Annotated in this window: 17 protein-coding genes and 1 pseudogene; 3 read left to right on the top strand and 15 right to left on the bottom strand. The window is 65.9% G+C overall.

Annotation, left to right across the window (positions count from 1 at the left end; genetic code table 11):
- Positions 1-115: 115 nt before the first annotated feature.
- The 7 genes from QW868_RS06395 to miaA all read right to left on the bottom strand — a co-directional run bounded on the left by QW868_RS06395 (position 116) and on the right by miaA (position 6,494).
- Positions 116-805 carry a class I SAM-dependent methyltransferase gene (locus QW868_RS06395; RefSeq protein ID WP_316230156.1) on the bottom strand — a complete coding sequence of 230 codons (690 nt, stop codon included), beginning with the start codon at positions 803-805 and terminating at the stop codon, positions 116-118.
- 3 nt (positions 806-808) lie between these two features.
- A complete protein-coding gene (gene ilvN / locus QW868_RS06400) occupies positions 809-1,351 on the bottom strand; it encodes an acetolactate synthase small subunit (RefSeq protein ID WP_315756361.1) in 543 nt (180 codons plus the stop codon).
- Positions 1,352-1,487: 136 nt separating this feature from the next.
- Complete coding sequence (locus QW868_RS06405; RefSeq protein WP_315811309.1) at positions 1,488-2,471, bottom strand: threonine dehydratase; 984 nt, start codon at positions 2,469-2,471, stop codon at positions 1,488-1,490.
- A gap of 224 nt (positions 2,472-2,695) precedes the next feature.
- Positions 2,696-4,465, bottom strand: coding sequence for an acetolactate synthase 3 large subunit (locus tag QW868_RS06410; protein ID WP_315778685.1), 1,770 nt, complete (start codon positions 4,463-4,465; stop codon positions 2,696-2,698).
- A gap of 392 nt (positions 4,466-4,857) precedes the next feature.
- Positions 4,858-5,283 carry a PIN domain-containing protein gene (locus QW868_RS06415; protein ID WP_316227330.1) on the bottom strand — a complete coding sequence of 142 codons (426 nt, stop codon included), beginning with the start codon at positions 5,281-5,283 and terminating at the stop codon, positions 4,858-4,860.
- Positions 5,280-5,537 carry a FitA-like ribbon-helix-helix domain-containing protein gene (locus tag QW868_RS06420; protein ID WP_315771691.1) on the bottom strand — a complete coding sequence of 86 codons (258 nt, stop codon included), beginning with the start codon at positions 5,535-5,537 and terminating at the stop codon, positions 5,280-5,282. Before QW868_RS06420 ends, QW868_RS06415 begins: the two co-directional genes overlap by 4 nt.
- Positions 5,538-5,567: 30 nt before the next feature.
- Entirely contained in the window at positions 5,568-6,494 is a 927-nt protein-coding gene (gene miaA / locus QW868_RS06425) for a tRNA (adenosine(37)-N6)-dimethylallyltransferase MiaA (protein WP_316230157.1), read from the bottom strand.
- Between the two features lie 3 nt (positions 6,495-6,497).
- On the opposite strand from miaA, the gene serB reads away from it, so the two are divergent.
- The 3 genes from serB (at position 6,498) to arsH (ending at position 9,289) form a co-directional block, all read left to right on the top strand.
- Entirely contained in the window at positions 6,498-7,388 is an 891-nt protein-coding gene (gene serB, locus QW868_RS06430) for a phosphoserine phosphatase SerB (RefSeq protein WP_315736884.1), read from the top strand.
- A gap of 448 nt (positions 7,389-7,836) precedes the next feature.
- Positions 7,837-8,100, top strand: coding sequence for a hypothetical protein (locus QW868_RS06435; RefSeq protein ID WP_315736882.1), 264 nt, complete (start codon positions 7,837-7,839; stop codon positions 8,098-8,100).
- Between the two features lie 487 nt (positions 8,101-8,587).
- On the top strand, positions 8,588-9,289 hold the full coding sequence (gene arsH / locus QW868_RS06440) for an arsenical resistance protein ArsH (RefSeq protein ID WP_315737074.1): 702 nt from the start codon (positions 8,588-8,590) through the stop codon (positions 9,287-9,289).
- Between the two features lie 910 nt (positions 9,290-10,199).
- On the opposite strand, the gene QW868_RS06445 is transcribed toward arsH, so the two are convergent.
- The 8 genes and pseudogenes from QW868_RS06445 to QW868_RS06480 form a co-directional block, all read right to left on the bottom strand.
- Positions 10,200-11,702 carry a Do family serine endopeptidase gene (locus QW868_RS06445; protein WP_315736881.1) on the bottom strand — a complete coding sequence of 501 codons (1,503 nt, stop codon included), beginning with the start codon at positions 11,700-11,702 and terminating at the stop codon, positions 10,200-10,202.
- 226 nt (positions 11,703-11,928) lie between these two features.
- Complete coding sequence (locus tag QW868_RS06450) at positions 11,929-12,135, bottom strand: DUF2065 domain-containing protein (protein ID WP_316230158.1); 207 nt, start codon at positions 12,133-12,135, stop codon at positions 11,929-11,931.
- A gap of 120 nt (positions 12,136-12,255) precedes the next feature.
- A complete protein-coding gene (hflC, locus tag QW868_RS06455; protein ID WP_315736879.1) occupies positions 12,256-13,194 on the bottom strand; it encodes a protease modulator HflC in 939 nt (312 codons plus the stop codon).
- Positions 13,191-14,318 carry an FtsH protease activity modulator HflK gene (hflK, locus tag QW868_RS06460; RefSeq protein ID WP_315736878.1) on the bottom strand — a complete coding sequence of 376 codons (1,128 nt, stop codon included), beginning with the start codon at positions 14,316-14,318 and terminating at the stop codon, positions 13,191-13,193. Before hflK ends, hflC begins: the two co-directional genes overlap by 4 nt.
- A gap of 248 nt (positions 14,319-14,566) precedes the next feature.
- Complete coding sequence (locus tag QW868_RS06465) at positions 14,567-15,079, bottom strand: dihydrofolate reductase (protein WP_315811307.1); 513 nt, start codon at positions 15,077-15,079, stop codon at positions 14,567-14,569.
- A complete protein-coding gene (locus QW868_RS06470; protein WP_316230159.1) occupies positions 15,076-15,561 on the bottom strand; it encodes a GNAT family N-acetyltransferase in 486 nt (161 codons plus the stop codon). Before QW868_RS06470 ends, QW868_RS06465 begins: the two co-directional genes overlap by 4 nt.
- Before the next feature lie 3 nt (positions 15,562-15,564).
- Positions 15,565-16,359 (bottom strand): thymidylate synthase, encoded by a 795-nt coding sequence (locus tag QW868_RS06475; protein WP_316230160.1) that lies wholly within the window; start codon positions 16,357-16,359, stop codon positions 15,565-15,567.
- Between the two features lie 180 nt (positions 16,360-16,539).
- Positions 16,540-16,719: pseudogene (locus QW868_RS06480) on the bottom strand (tripartite tricarboxylate transporter substrate binding protein BugD); the annotation flags it as partial.
- Between the last annotated feature and the right edge of the window lies 1 nt (position 16,720).

Raw genomic sequence — 16,720 nt, forward strand, 5'->3', positions numbered from 1 at the left:
GAGGCATCACCCCACCCCGGCTCACATCGCAGCTTCGCGCGATGTGAGCCGACCCTCCCCCTCCAGGGGAGGGTCGCACCGTGGCCACCTCACCGTCGTGCAAAAACATCAGCGCCTAGCCCTGCCCCGCCGGCTTCTGCAGCACATAGGTCGCGTGCATCGGCGCGTGGTAGTCGGCGGAGACGGTCACGAATCCGACCTCGGCGAGCATGCGCTCCATCACCCAGGCGAAGGTCGAGTTCTCGTCACGCATGTGGGTGATGACGCTGTCGCGAGTGAGGTCGTGGTTCTTGATGTTGAAGTCCGCCCACTGCTCGACCGAGCGCTCGGCGCCGTCGGGCATGCTGACATAGACGATGTCGCGCAGGAAGAACTGCGCGCCCGGCTTCAGCGCCGCGAAGATCCGCGCCAGCGCCACCGCCTTCCAGAAGTCCGGCAGATGGTGCAGCGTGAACTCGCTGGCGATCAGGTCGTAGGTCGCAGCCTCATAGGCGAACGACAGCAGCCCCGCCGAATGCATCCGCACCGCGGTACGGCGGTCGCGGCTGTAGATCCGGGTCAGCGCCAGCATCGCCGGCGAGATGTCGATGGCGTCGACCACCGCGCCCAGCAGCGCCGCCTCTGTCGCCAGCACACCGTTGCCGCAGCCGATGTCGGCCACCCGCCAACCCGGCTTGACGCCGAGCATCTTCAGAGCTGCGCGCGCGCGCTCGTCGGCATCATCGCCCGAGCCATAGATCGAGGCCACGGCATGGTCGAGCCCGATCCGGTTGCGTTCGTTGTAGTACCAGTCGCGCGCCAGCATGGCTCACATCCCTTCCGATCCCCGCCCGATCGCCGCAATGCCGGTCCTGGCGACTTCCACCAGGCCGAGCGGACGCATCAGATCGATGAACTGACTGATCTTGTCGGTATTGCCTGTGATCTCGAACACGAAGCTTTCCGTGGTGGCGTCGATGACCCGGGCGCGGAACGCATCCGCCAGCCGCAGCGCCTCGACCCGCGGCTCGCCGGTGCCGCGCACCTTGACCATCGCGAGCTCGCGCTCGATCGCGCGCTTGGTCAGCGTCATGTCGACGACGCGGTAGACCGGGATCATGCGGTCGAGCTGGTGCTTGATCTGCTGGATCACCATCGGCGTGCCGGTCGTCACGATGGTGATGCGCGACAGATGCTTCTGGCTCTCGGTCTCGGAGACGGTGAGGCTCTCGATGTTGTAGCCGCGGCCCGAGAACAGGCCGATGACGCGCGCGAGCACGCCCGGCTCGTTCTGCACCAGCACCGCAAGCGTGTGCGTCTCGTTCGGATCGTGACGCTCTTCCATGAAATAGGCCGATGCTGGCTGGTTCATTGGTGTCCCCGTGCTAGTTCAACCGTCATGGCCGGGCTTGTCCCGGCCATCCACGTCGAGCGTCGAGCGCGCGGTTCGTGGATGCCCGGGTCAAGCCCGGGCATGACGGCGGTGTTTGTGGCGAGTTGCGAGCTCCTCATGCGGCCCCCGCTTCGGCATGCGTGGCCGCCGGCAGCACCCAGCGCCTGAACAGGTCGAGATCGATGTTGCCGCCGGTCAGCACCAGGCCGACGCGCTTGCCGGCGAGCCTGCCCTTTTCCTGCAACGCACCTGCGAGCGGTGCCGCGCCGGCGCCTTCGGCGAGATTGTGGGTGTCGGTCCAGAGAATGCGCACGGCCTCGGCGATCTCGGCGTCGCTGACCTGCACGATGCGCGAGGCGCCTTTAAGAATGATCGCCAGCGCATCGGCATCGGGACTGCGGGTGGCAAGGCCGTCGGCATGCGTATCGGCGCTGTTGGTCGTCACGACGGTGCGGGCCGCAAACGACAGCGCGTAGGACGGCGCCTCGGTCGATTGCACGCCGACGATCTCGGTCTTCAGGCCCAAGAGATCACGCGCCAGGATGCAGCCGCAGATGCCCGAGCCCTGCCCGATCGAGACGTAGAGCACGTCGAGATCGGGCGCGCTGCGGAACAGCTCCAGCGCGTAGGTGGCGACGCCGCGCACGAGATCGGGATGGAACGACGGCACCATGTGCAGGCCGTCGCGCGCGGCGTGGCGGCCAGCCTCCTCGCGCGCCTCCTGGAAGTCGCTGCCGTGCTCGATCAGCTCGGCACCGAACGCCGCCATGGCGCGGTTCTTCTCGACCGAATTGCCATGCGGCACATAGATCGTCACCGGCAGGCCGTTGCGACGGCCGGCAAACGCAACGCTCTGGCCATGATTGCCGCGCGTCGCGGTGATCAGGCCGCGAACGCCGGGATGCGTGCGCTTCAGGTTGTCGACATAGACCAGCCCGCCGCGCACCTTGAAGGCGCCGGCCGGGGTGTGGTTCTCGTGCTTGACGACGACATGCGTCCCCAGCCGCTGCGCCAGCAGCGGCCACGCATGCGCCGGCGTCGCCGGCACCGCGGCCGCGACGATGGCGTGGGCGGCTTCGAGCTCGGCTAGTGTGAACACGGCCGCCTCCTGATCACAGCTGTCATGCCCGCGAAAGCGGGCATCCAGTACGCCGTCGCCGTCGTAGGACTCATGGTGGCCGCGGCGTACTGGATCGCCCGGTCCCGTCTTCGCCAAGGCTTCGACGAGGCCGCGCGTTCAGGGCGCGCCGAAGCTTTAGCGAAGGCGGCAAGCCGGGCGATGACAGCGGAGTGTTGGGTTGGCATCGCCCTCACGATCAGTCCTCACACCAGCGCCTTGCCGCCGGCGAACGCCGCGGCCGGATCGGACGCTTCCGCCGGCAGGATCATCTCGTTGTGCGCCTTGCCGGACGGAATCATCGGGAAGCAGTTCTCCAGCGCCGCGACGCGGCAGTCGAATAGCACCGGCTTCTTGACCGAGATCATCTCCTTGATCGCGCCGTCGAGATCGCCGGGCTTAGACACCTGCAGGCCGACGCCGCCATAGGCCTCTGCCAGCTTGACGAAGTCCGGCAGCGCCTCCGAGTAGGAATGCGACAGGCGGTTGCCGTGCAGGAGCTGCTGCCACTGCCGCACCATGCCCATGTACTGGTTGTTGAGGATGAAGATCTTGACCGGCAGCTCGTACTGCACGGCCGTCGACATCTCCTGCATCGTCATCTGCACCGAGGCGTCGCCGCCGATGTCGATGACGAGGCTGTCGGGATGCGCCACCTGCACGCCGATCGCGGCCGGCAGGCCGTAGCCCATGGTGCCGAGCCCGCCCGAGGTCATCCAGCGGTGCGGCTCCTCGAAGCCGTAGAACTGCGCCGCCCACATCTGGTGCTGGCCGACCTCGGTGGTGATGTAGGTGTCGCGCCCGCGCGTCAGCTCGAACAGCCGCTGGATCGCATATTGCGGCATGATCACGTCGCGGTTCGGCTTGAAGGCGAGCGAGTTGCGCGCGCGCCAGGTGGCGATCTGCTGCCACCACGCCTTGATGTCGGGCTTCTTCGCCTCGGCCCTGAACACCTGCAGGATGTCGGCGAGCACATCGCCGCAATCGCCGATGATCGGCACGTCGACGCGGATGTTCTTGTTGATCGAGGACGGATCGATGTCGATGTGGATCTTCTTCGAGTTCGGCGAGAACGCGTCGGTGCGGCCGGTGATGCGGTCGTCGAAGCGCGCACCGACGCACAGCATGACGTCGCAATCATGCATCGTCATGTTGGCCTCGTAGGTGCCGTGCATGCCGAGCATGCCGAGCCAGTTGGTGCCCGACGCCGGATAGGCGCCCAGCCCCATCAGGGTCGAGGTGATCGGGAAGCCCGTCACCTCGACCAGCTCGCGCAACAGCTTCGAGGCCTCGGTCCCCGCATTGATGACGCCGCCACCGGAATAGATCACCGGCCGCTTGGCGCCGGCCAGCAGCGCCACCGCCTTGCGGATCTGCGTCGCATCGCCCTTGACGCGCGGGGCGTAGGAGATGTGCACGTCCGACTTGCGCGGCGGATGATAGGTTCCGGTCGCGAACTGCACGTCCTTCGGCACGTCGACGACGACCGGACCCGGACGGCCCGTGGTCGCGACGTAGAACGCCTCGTGCAGCACTTTTGCGAGATCGTTGACGTTGCGGACCAGCCAATTGTGCTTGGTGCAGGGCCGGGTGATGCCGACCGTATCGCACTCCTGGAAGGCGTCGTTGCCGATCAGGTGCGTCGGCACCTGGCCGGTGATGCAGACCAGCGGGATCGAGTCCATCAGCGCGTCGGCCAGCGGGGTCACCATGTTGGTGGCGCCGGGGCCCGAGGTCACCAGCACGACGCCGGGCTTGCCGGTCGAGCGCGCATAGCCTTCGGCGGCGTGGCCGGCGCCCTGCTCGTGGCGGACCAGGATGTGCTGAACCTCGCTCTGCTGGAAGATCTCGTCATAGATCGGAAGCACCGCGCCGCCGGGATAGCCGAAGAGGTGCTGCACGCCGTGGTCGATGAGCGCGCGCACGATCATCGCGGCGCCGGTCATCTGGTTCGGATCGTGGCTCTTGTCGGTCATGGCAGGCTCCGGATCGCTTCTGTCAGCGGCTTGTCGTCTTGGTCGGTCGGGTCTAGCGGATGGCTTCGGTCAGTGGCTCGGCTGGTCGGTTCGACGGCTTCCGGGCAATAAAAAAGGGCCCTGGAAGGCCCTGCGCACCGCTCGGATCATGGATGGCCGCTAGCCATCCCCGGCGATGCGCCTGGGTACGACCACAATAAGGAGGGCGGTAATAATGTTGCGCATGGTGCCGATCGAACTTCCCAAAGGTTGCGCGAACATAGCCACGGATGCCCCGATGTCAAGGCAAAGCGAGCTCATGAGCGCGATTTTGTCAGATTAACGCGGAATTTGCCGTTCGGCGAGCGGTAATTTGGCCACCCCGATCGTTCCGCAGGAGTGCCCGCGACGGGTCACTCCCAAGGATCGATCAGCGTAAGTCCGAGCCCGGCGAAATCTCCGACGTTACGTGTTGCGAGATCGAGACCATAGGCCGACGCGATACCGGCGATCTGCAGGTCGGCAAGCTTGTTCGGGATCTGATGCAACGGCAGCCGTCGCGACCGCGCTTGTGCAAGCAGCAGTGCTGCCGATTGAGCGGCAGCAGCGTCGAACGCGTAGACCCGGCTTCCGAAGCGGCGGATCGTCCTGCTGACAGCCTTTTGAAGACTGTCTTTCCGCCGGCCGTCATTGAGCAACGCCAGCCCGGCCGCCAATTCGACAATCGTAATGCTCGAAATTGCGGTATTCGCAAAGTTTGCATCAAGCCAACCGATCACTTGCATGGCCGGCGCTAGTTTCTGCACCTCCGAGATAACGTTGGTATCAAGCAGGATCATTCGAACTCGACAGGCCGAATAGGTGCGGACCGAAGCAATTCAAGCTCCGCATCGAGGTCGACGCCCGGTCTCGTAATGTTAAAGAGCCAAGTGCCAAACGGCTCTGCATCATCAGGCGACGATGCTTCCTCACGCGCGAGCTTTTCGAGCGTCTCCCTCAGGTCGGCTTCCAAGCTCTTGCCACGCCGTTCGGCGCGAAGCCGCAACAGCTCCTTGGTCGCATCGTCCACTTTGCGGATCAGGATGTCAGCCATCTATGCCTCCACCATTACGATATCACGATATCAAAGCTCGCTCAACGCTGCCACCCACGCCCGCGCCTGCTCCGGCGTCATCCACCCGAACTCCGGTAGCTGATGCCGGAACCAGGTGAACTGCCGCTTGGCATAGTGGCGGGTGTCGGCCTTGCCGATGACGGCCGCCTCCTCCCGCGTGATCTCTCCACGGAGATAACGGATCAGCGCAGGCACGCCATGCGCCTTCATCGCCGGGAGCAGCGGATCGAGCCCGCGGGCCGCCAGCTGTTCAACCTCCTCCAGCGCGCCGCGATCCAGCATCAGATCGAACCTCGCGTCGATCCGCGCATAGAGCGTCTCGCGCTCCGGCGCGATGAACAGCGCCCGATAGCTGCCCTCCGGCAGCAGCGGCGGGGTGGTCTCGGCATGCCACTCGGCCAATGGCCGACCGGTGGCTTCGATCACCTCCAGCGCGCGGGCGACGCGGGTGCGGTCGCGCACGTTCAGCCGCGCGCCCGCCGCCGGATCGCGCCGCGCCAGCTCGGCATGCAGCGCCTCGACCCCGTCGCGGTCGAGCCGCAGGCGCACCGCGTCTCGGACCTCGTCAGGGACGGGCGGGACCGCCGCCAATCCCCGTGTCAGCGCTTTGAAGTACAGCCCGGTGCCGCCGATGAAAATCGGCAGCCGCCCGGCCGCGTGCACCTCGGCAAGAACGACCGCGGCATCCCGGACATAGTGGCCGGCCGAGTAGTTCACGGCTGCATCGACATGGCCGTAGAGCCGGTGCGGCACATCAGCCTCGTCGTCAGGTGTTGGCCGCGCCGTCAGGATTCTCAGGTCACGGTAAACCTGCATGGAATCGGCGTTGACGACGACCCCGCCCGCTTTTTGCGCAAGTTCCACCGCCAGCGCCGACTTGCCGCTGGCGGTCGGCCCTGCGATAAGCACCGCTTTGTTGATCCCTGGCAAAGTCACCTGATGTCTCTCGTCGCCACCTTCATCTGCAATCCCGCCGATCCCGCGCTTGATACCACGATCGTGGAGGCCTTCCTGGCCGTGCTGCCCTCGCCGGGCACGCCGCGCTGGCTGTTCGACGAGGTCGCGATCGACATCCCCTTCGCCCACGACGGCGAGGTCCACAAGCTCGAGGCGCGCCTGCGCGACCTGCGCGGCGACATGCCGATCGACATCGTCGTGCAGCCCGAAGCCGTCCGGCGCAAGAAGCTTTTTCTCGCCGACATGGATAGCACCATGATCGGCCAGGAATGCATCGACGAGCTCGCCGACTTCGCCGGGCTGAAGCCGCGTGTCGCCGCCATTACCGAGCGCGCCATGCGCGGCGAGATCGCGTTCGAGCCGGCGTTGCGCGAACGCGTCGCATTGCTGAAGGACCTGCCGGTGAGCGTCGTCGACGAGGTCCTGACCAAACGCATCAAGCTGACGCCGGGCGGCCGTCATCTGGTGATGACCATGCGCGCACACGGCGCCTATACCTGCCTGATCTCCGGCGGCTTCACGCTGTTCACCAGCGCCATCGCGGCCAAGATCGGCTTCCAGGAGAACCGCGCCAATGAGCTCGTCATCGATGGCGGCAAGCTCACCGGCGAGGTGCGCGAGCCGATCATCGGCCGCGACGCCAAGCTCGCCACCCTGATCGAGCTGCGCGAGTCGTTCGATCTCGACGAGATCGACACCCTGGCGGTCGGCGACGGCGCCAACGACCTCGGCATGATCGAGGCGGCCGGCCTCGGCGTCGCCTATCACGCCAAGCCCGCGGTCTCGGCCGCCGCCTCGGCCCGCATCGACCACGGCGACCTCACCGCCCTGCTCTATGCGCAAGGCTACACGCGCGATCAGTTCGTCGACTGACGAGGCCGTCGCCGTGGCGCGGATGTCAAACGACGCGTGCAAGCGAAGCGCAATACGGCGCCCTCTCCCCTTGTTGTGAGAGAGGACGCATTCATGGGCAGCCGCCAGGCCGTCATTGCGAGCGCAGCGGCGCAGCGAAGCAATCCAGAGTCGGACGCAAGGCAAGCAAAGCCGTTACGAAAAGCCTGATCAGCACATCATTAGGATTTTATTTCAATCCTATGCACTCGCACGTAACTTCATTCCAATCTCATCTCAGATCGCAGATCAGATCATTCGCCCTCCGCATCAAGGCGGGGCGCGCAGTGTCGCTTTAACCGCATCACCAATCGATGAATTGTCAAATCATGCTGCAGCGCATATAAAGCTGACAAGGCTAGGGAGTGTCCAAGGAAACGAAAGCGATTGCACGCGATGCAATCGATCATCGTCACAAAAGGACCTCCCGATGACCATCAAGCACATCATTCCCGGCTCTCTTCTTGCCCTCGCGCTGCTGACCGGCGCGGCTGTCGCCGGTGAGCTGCCGAGCTACGAAGTCGGCGCGCTGCCGGCCACCCCGCACCAGCTTTCTGTCGTCGGTGCATCGGCCGCGCAGCAGACCATCGCCGCGGACAGCGCCGCCTCCCCGCACCAGCTCGCCGTGCTCGCCCAGCACCGTCGCAGCGCCGCTCTCGTCGCTCCGACCACCGTGGGCAGCGTTCGCAACTGAGCGACGCGAGCAACCCATCGTCACATAGGCAGCGCGCGTCTCGCTCGGCGAGGCCGCGCTCCCTATCCGAGAAAACGCGTGGCGTCGCGCGTGGTGAAGATCCTGGACATCCGCTCCGCGGACAGCCCAGACGCCCAGCCCGCTGCACCTTTGGGTCTTCGAGGCCAACATCGCCGCTCTCCGCTTTCATGCCCCGCTCGGCGGCCGCGTCGTCGAGACCAGTCGCACGGACATTCCGGCCGCCGGCGGCAAGACCATCCTGCGCGTGCATTGGCCTGACATCGCGCAATTGGCCGGATCATCTTCGCGCGCGACAGGGCTTGCAGCCGAGAGCGCTCCATCGATCTATGCATGCCCCCACCGTTGACCGGCATGATCCGGGCGGCCATTTTGCTTGAGCCGTTTGCATGGCGACCCGGTCAGGCCCTGCACGCACAGGGAATGCCGGAAGCCGCTCGAGGCCGGAGATGCCGCAGTGCCCGATGAGATGTCGCAGCTGGACGAAGCCTCCTTCCATCCGATCGACCGCGCCAAACTGCTGGAGCCTGCGCTCTCCTCCCACCCTCCGCGAATCCTGCTGCTCTACGGATCGCTCCGGCAACGCTCGTTCAGCCGGCTTCTCACCGAGGAAGCGGCGCGCATTCTCGCCCGCTATGGCGCGGAGACACGGACTTTCGATCCGCACGGCTTGCCGCTGGTCGACGACGCCGAGCCGGATCATCCGAAGGTCCGCGAGCTGCGCGACCTCGTGACCTGGTGCGAAGGCATGGTGTGGTGCTCGCCGGAGCGGCACGGCGCGATGACCGGCGTGATGAAGACCCAGATCGACTGGATCCCGCTGTCGCTCGGGGCCGTCAGGCCGACGCAGGGCAAGACATTGGCCGTGATGCAGGTCAGTGGCGGCTCGCAGTCGTTCAACGCGGTCAATCAGCTTCGGGTGCTCGGCCGCTGGATGCGGCTGATCACCATCCCCAACCAGTCATCGGTGCCGAAGGCGTTCGCGGAGTTCGACGACACCGATCGCATGAAGCCGTCGTCCTACTACGATCGCGTCGTTGACGTCATGGAAGAGCTCGTCAAGTTCACACTGCTGACGCGCGACCGGGCGGACTATCTGGTCGACCGCTATTCCGAGCGCAAGGAAAGTGCCGAGGAGCTGTCGAAGCGGGTCAACCAGCGGTCGCTGTGAGCCGGCGCCTGCCGTGGAGCGGCTGCCGCCCGTTTAATTCTGGAAAAAATAAATATCTTGCTATTTTACAGAATTCATGATTGTCTAGCGCCATCCCGCCTCACTGCGGAGGGGCGTAGCGCGCGATCGTCACGACACGCGAGGCGGGGAGCGGTGGCCGCGAGAGATCGCAGCATTCTCTTCAATGAGAGTGCGGACGAACGATCGCTCGCGGACGTGAAGTCGCAGCGTCCTGACACCCCGATGCTGGTGTCACGCTCGTGACAATGCTTCGCATTGCATGGGCAATGGTGGCCAACAAGCCCGGCGCACCAGGGAGACTGCGTATAAGCGTGAAGACCGCCGCGCAGGGAATGCCGGTTGAATCGGCTTTGCCTGTGGTACCTGCCGCCTGCATTTTTTCAGCAGGCGGGCCATGGGTGAGGCCTTCACCCGGCATTCCCTGCGCCCTCTGCATTTCGAGAGGGACGAACTGATTGCAGACCTCGGGCGCGATGCGCCGCGAGACTGCAAAGCTATGTCGATTGCTGTTTGAGCCGTGAATTCGCCTTGCGAACCGTCGTCGTCCCGGACAAGCCACGGCGCGCGCCAGCGCGTCGGGGCGCCGATCCGGGACCCATACGCCGCGGCCGTCGTGACGAGCAAACGGCCAATGATCAGCCCGGCCCAAACTGCTCCCTGGGGCTATGGGTCCCGGCTCAAGGCCGGGACGACAGCGGAGTGTGGAGCTGCCGTAGGGTGGGCAAAGCAGCCGTCCGCAGGGCGGCAGCGTGCCCACCGTCGTGCCGCGAACGCAGAGCCACATGGTGGGCACGGCGCGCGAGAGAGCGTCGTACCAAGCGTAGGTCACGGTGCGCCTTTGCCCACCCTACGCACCGTGCCCCGCGATGTGGAGGCGTGGACTCCTACCCTATTGCAGGCTCAACGCCACAAAGCGCAGCTCGCCGTCGGCGTTGGAGACGAGCAGCAGCACCGACTTCTTGCCGTCCTTCTTGAGCTGGTCGACGCGCTTCTTGATGTCGACGCCCGAGGTCACCGCCTCCTGGGCGACCTCGACGATGACGTCGCCGGCCGACAGCCGCTTCTCGGCGGCATCGGAGGCCTGGTCAACGCCGGTGACGACGACGCCCTTGACGCTGTCCTTGATCTTGTAGCGGGCGCGCAGGTCCTTCGACAACGCGGCGAGATCGAGCCCGAGCGCCTTCTGGGTCACCGGCTTCTCGGCCGGCTCGTCCTTCTTGATCGCCGCCTGCTGCACCTTCTCGGTATCCTCGAGCCGACCGAGCTTGACCTTGAGCGTCTGCTCCTGGCCCTTGCGGATGACGATGACGTCGACCTCCTTGCCGACGGCGGTGTCGGCGACGATGCGCGACAGGTCCTTCGGCTCCTTGATGTCATGGCCGTCGAACTTGACGACGACGTCGCCCGGCTCGATGCCAGCCGGCTTGGCCGGTCCCTTGTCGTCGACGCCGGCGACCAGCGCGCCGCGCGCCGGCTTGATGTTGAGGCTCTCCGCGATCTCGTCGGTGACGCCCTGGATGCGCACGCCGAGCCAGCCGCGGCGCAGCTCGCCGAACTGGCGCAACTGGTCGACGACGCCGGCCACAGTCTTCGACGGCACCGCGAAGCCGATGCCGATCGAGCCGCCCGACGGCGAGATGATCAGCGTGTTGACGCCGATGACCTCGCCCTCAAGGTTGAACAGCGGGCCGCCGGAATTGCCGCGGTTGATGGCGGCGTCGGTCTGGATGTAGCTGTCATAGGGCCCCGACGAGATGTCGCGGTTCTTGGCCGAGACGATGCCGGCGGTGACGGTGCCACCGAGGCTGAACGGGTTGCCGATCGCGACCACCCAGTCGCCCAGCCGGAGCTTGTCGGAGTCGCCGAACTTGACGACGGTCAACGGCCGCGGCGGCTTGAACTTGAGCACCGCAAGGTCGGTCTTCTTGTCGACGCCGACGAGCTCGGCCTTGATCTTGGTGCCGTCGTTGAGGATCACGTTGATCTCATCGGCATCGGCAATGACGTGGTTGTTGGTGACGACAACGCCCGAGTCGTCGACGATGAAGCCCGAGCCCAGCGAGTTGGTGCGGCGCGGCGAGTTGTCGGCACCGCCCCGGCCGCCCGGACCGCCGCGGCGGTTCTTGAAGAAGTCGTCGAAGAACTCCTCGAACGGCGAGCCCGGCGGCACCTGCGGATTGGCGTTCCGCCCCTCGGACGAGCCGCCCTTGGGCTCGACAGTCTGCGAGGTCGAGATGTTGACGACGGCGTCGATCACCTTTTCAGCGACATCGGCGATCCCCTCCGGCCCCCGCGCCGAGGCCGGGGCCGGCGCGAGCGCCCAGCCCGCGGCAAGAACCGCCGCGGTCAGGATCGGGCGCAGTCGACGGCTGAAAGCAAGGGTTGCGGTCATCGGGCGGATCTCCAGAAAAGTCGGCAAATTCAACCGCTACAGTGCGCCGGAACCGGCGGGGGACGCAAGCACGCCGGATCGGACCGCAGATTCATCATTGAGGGCGACCTAATACGGCAAAATGGCGCAGCCATCGCCTCACAATGGCGTTGGCCGGCCGGCGGACCGTCGTTTGCCGCGGCCGCCCCTCGTTCGGCGAACGCGCAAACGCACAACAATCCGCCGCTCAGATCGGTCGCCGGATCACCCAGATCAGGACCAAACCGGCCACCGCGGAGCCGATGCCGATCGCGCGCAGCACGTTGTCGGGCGTGGTCATCGCAGTCTTCATGGCCCGCCGCATCCACTCCGGACTGGCCGCGAACATCAGGCCTTCGAGCACGAACAGGATACCTAATCCGATGAGGAAATCGGAAAACGCAATGGACCTCATCGGACCCGGACCTCCCGTTCGACCTTCTTGATATGTAACGGGGCGAAGCAACGGCTTCGCCCCGTCCATGTCAACTCCTATTCGCCCGGATCGACCGCCCTGGGCATAAGGCAGGTGCCATCAGGGCTTGGGCGCCGGCACCGCGACGGCCGCGGTCGAGCCGGCGGTGGACGACGTCTCCGCCGCCGGCTTCCCTGAGGGGTTGGCGAAGTAGCGGAAGAACTCCGAATCGGGCCGCAGCAGGAAGCGGGTGTCGCCGGATTTCAGGCCGTTCTCATACGCCGTCATCGAGCGATAGAAGGCGAAGAAGTCGCGGTCCTTGCTGTAGGCCTCGGCGAACAGCCGGTTGCGTTCGGCATCGCCGGCGCCGCGGGTCTGCTCCGCCTGCGAGTTGGCCTCGGCGACGATCACGGTGGCCTCGCGATCGGCCTTGGACCTGATCTCCTGGGCCTTCTGGCCGCCGAACGCCCGGAACTCCTCGGCCTCGCGCTGCCGCTCGGTCTTCATCCGGTTGTACACCGCCTGGCTGTTGGCCTCCGGCAGGTCGGCGCGGCGGATGCGGACGTCCACCACCTGGATGCCATAGGCGTCGGCCTCCTTGTCGAGCTGATCGCGGATCTTGCGCATCAGGCCCTCGCGCTCGTCGCGCACGACTTGCGTGAAGGTGACCTCGCCGAGCACGCGGCGCAACGAGGCGTTGAGCAGCGTGCCGAGCTGGACGTTGGCGGTCTGGATCGAGCCGACGCTCTGGTAGAATTGCAGCGCGTTCTTGATCTTGTAGCGCGCGAAGGCGTCGACGACGAGCCGCTTCTGGTCGAAGGCGATCACTTCCTGCGAGGGGTTCTCGAGGTCGAGGATGCGCTTGTCGATCGAGATCACGTTGTCGATGAACGGCGCCTTGAAGTTCAGGCCAGGCTCGGTGACGACGTCGACCGGCTTGCCGAACCGCACGACCAGCGCCTGCTCGGTCTGCTGCACGGTGAACAGCGAGCTGTAGCCGATGACGACGAGCACGAGCACGGCGACGAGCGCGACGATGCCTGCAACGGGGGACCTCATCGGACGCCTCCCTGCTGAGCCGCCGGCGCCGTACGGCGCGGCAGGAGATCGCCGAGCGGCAGCAGCGGCACGGGGCCGCCGGAGGCACCGCTGTCGAGCACGAGCTTCTCCGAGCCGCCGAGCACGCGCTCCATGGTCTCGAGATAGATCCGTTCGCGGGTCACGTCGGGCGCCTTCTTGTACTCGTCATAGACCTTGAGGAAGCGCGCGCTCTGGCCCTTGGCCTCGGCGATCGCCTGCTCCTTGTAGCCTTCGGCGACCTGCAGGATCTGCGCGGCGCGACCGCGCGCATCCGGCACGACCTTGTTGGCGTAGGTCTGGGCTTCATTCTGGAGACGCTCGAGGTCGGCACGCGCCGCCTGGACGTCGCGGAACGCCTCGATCACCTGGGCCGGCGGATCGACCTTCTGCATCTGCACCTGGGTGATCTGGATGCCGGAGCCGTAGTTATCGAGCGTCTTCTGCATCAGCTCCTGCACGTTCTGCTCGATCACGGTGCGGGCGCCGGTGAGAATCGGCTGGATGTTCGACCGGCCGATCACCTCGCGCATCGCGCTCTCGGCCACCGCCTTCACGGTGCCCTCGGGGTTCTGGATGTTGAACAGGAAGTCGGCGGCGCCCTTCGGCTTGATGCGCCAGAGAACGGTGACGTCGACGTCGACGATGTTCTCGTCGCCGGTCAGCATCAGGCTTTCCTCGGGGACATCGCGACCGCCGCGGCCGCGCCGGCCGGGATCGTCATTGGCGGTGATGCCGATCGAGATCGAGTTGACGCGCAGCGCCTTGGGCAGCAGCACGGTCTCGATCGGATAAGGCAGGTGATAGCGCAGGCCCGGCTGCTCATCGCGGACATATTTGCCGAAGCGGAGCACAACGCCGAGCTCCTCAGACTGCACGCGGTAGATGCCGGAGGCGAGCCAGATGATGATGGCGCCGAGCACGATCAGCAGGACGCCGGCGGTGCCGAAGCCGCCACCGGGGATGAACTGCTGCAGCCGGTCCTGGCCGCGCCGCAGAAGATCTTCCAGGTCGGGCGGCCTTGGACCGACCGGTTGCGGTCCCGAGCCCCAGGGCCCCTTCGGACCCTGACCCCACGGGCCTCCGCCCTGATTCTTCCACGCCATCGATCGATCTCCTCCGAGAGGCTGAGTGTGCACCAACGCCGGCCCCGACGGTCGCCGGGTTATAAGGGACGGCCCCGCCCCTTACAACGTAGCGCTCCAGCTAAGCCCGAACCGGGTTTTGTCAATGTAAACAGGGCCGGAAGCGCCGGTTTGCCGCGGCCTCAAATCCGCCACGCGGCCAAACAACGCGGCTTCATCATTAACGAACGGTCTTGAACGGCCGTCGCGCCGGTCCCGTCGACGAACGCTCACCGCCGCCGGCGATAGGTGACGTAGGAGAATTCGGCCTGATCGTCAGGCCCCGAGGCATGGCGCTCCCGCGCCACCTCCTCCCATTGGGCCGGGTCGATCGCCGGAAACACGGTATCGCCAAGCGGGCTCGCATGCACCTCGGTGATCTCCAACCGGTCGGCGATCGGCATCGTCGCAGCAAAGAGCTCGGTGCCGCCGACGACCGCGATCTCCGCGGCTGAACGCCGCAGCGCATCACCACGCGCGATGCCGAGCGCTTCATCGACGGTATGGGTCACGATCGCGCCCGGCGCGCGAAACTCGGCATCGCGGGTGACGACGATGTTGGTGCGGCCCGGCAGCGGCCGGCGCGGAAACGAGATGAAGGTCTTGCGGCCCATCACGATCGGGCGGCCCATGGTCATCGCCTTGAAGCGCTGCATGTCGCTCTTCTGCCGCCACGGGATCGCACCGGCGGCGCCGATGATGCCGTTGTCGGCGACTGCGACGATCAGCACGATCTCGATCACGGCGCCCTCTCCGCGAGCTGAGCGAGCGCCTCGCCCATGACCTTGCAGAGCTTCCAGTCGTCCATCAGCTCGGCGCCGAGCGACTTGTAGAAGGTGATCGACGGCGCGTTCCAGTCGAGCACCGACCATTGCAGCCGCGCCCAGTTGCGCTCGACACAGGTGCGGGCGAGATGGCCGAGCAGCGCCTGTCCGATGCCGTTGCGGCGGAACGCGGGGCGGACGAACAGGTCCTCGAGATAGATGCCGGGCTTTCCGGCGAAGGTGGAGAAATTGACGAACCAGATCGCAAAGCCCGCGACCTCGCCGTTCCACTCGGCGATGTCGCTGAACAGCGTGGGATGCGCGCAGAACAGTGCCGCGGCGATGTCGGCCTCGCTGGCTGAAACCTCGTGCGAGAGCTTCTCGTAGTCGGCGAGCTCCCGGATCAGCGCGAACACGCTTCCGATGTCGTCAGGCCGGGCGCTGCGGATCGACAGTGGCATGCGTCAGACCGCGACCTCGGCCTTGATATGCGGATGCGGATCGTAGCCGGCGAGCGCGAAGTCCTCGTAGCGGAAGCCGAAGATGTCCTTGACGTCCGGATTGAGCGTCATGGTCGGCAGCGGACGGGGCGCGCGGGTGAGTTGCAGCCGCGCCTGCTCGATGTGGTTGGAATAGAGATGCACGTCGCCGAAGGAGTGCACGAATTCGCCGGGCTTCAATCCCGTCACCTGCGCCACCATCATCGTCAGCAACGCGTAGGAGGCGATGTTGAAGGGCACGCCGAGGAACACGTCGGCCGAGCGCTGATAGAGCTGGCACGACAATTTGCCGTTCACGACGTAGAACTGGAACAGGCAGTGGCAGGGCGGCAGCGCCATCTTCTCGACATCGGCCGGGTTCCAGGCGGTCACGATCAGCCGGCGCGAATCCGGATTGCGCCTGATCATGTCGATCACGCCTCCGATCTGGTCGATATGGCCGCCGTCCGGCGTCGGCCACGAGCGCCACTGATAGCCGTAGACGGGGCCGAGATCGCCATTGGCATCGGCCCACTCGTCCCAGATGGTGACGCCGTTGTCGTGAAGGTATTTGATGTTGGTGTCGCCCTTCAGGAACCACAGCAGCTCGTGCACGATCGCCTTCAGCGGCAGCCGCTTGGTGGTCACCAGCGGAAAGCCGGCCGCAAGGTTGAAGCGCAACTGGTGGCCGAACACCGAGAGCGTGCCGGTGCCGGTGCGGTCGTGTTTCTCGGCACCGTCGGACAGGATGCGTTCGAGCAGGTCGTGATACTGGTGCATGGTGCGCGCTGGCGGCCTTTCGCAGAAGGCGGCGAATTTAACGGCAGGAATCGCCCGGCCCTAGCCTCGACTCGGCCCGGTCGCCGATTATACCCCGAAAATTGTCGGCCGCCGCCGCAAATGACAAGGGCGGAACCGTCCATTCCGCCCTGCCCCTTCCGCCTCGATGGTCGTCTCGCGCTAGCTCGCCGGCTTGAGCACCGCGGTCCATTTGATGATTTCCGCCTTCACCAGCGCCGCCAGCGCTTCCGGCGTGCGGTCCGCAGCACCGGGAATGACGCTATCGAACTCAAGCAGGCGCTTGCGGACGCCCTCGTCGTCGAGCGCCTGGGCCGCGGCGGCGTTGAGCTGGCCCGCGAGG

The organism is Bradyrhizobium sp. SZCCHNR1051 (assembly GCF_032489615.1).
Classification (GTDB): domain Bacteria; phylum Pseudomonadota; class Alphaproteobacteria; order Rhizobiales; family Xanthobacteraceae; genus Bradyrhizobium.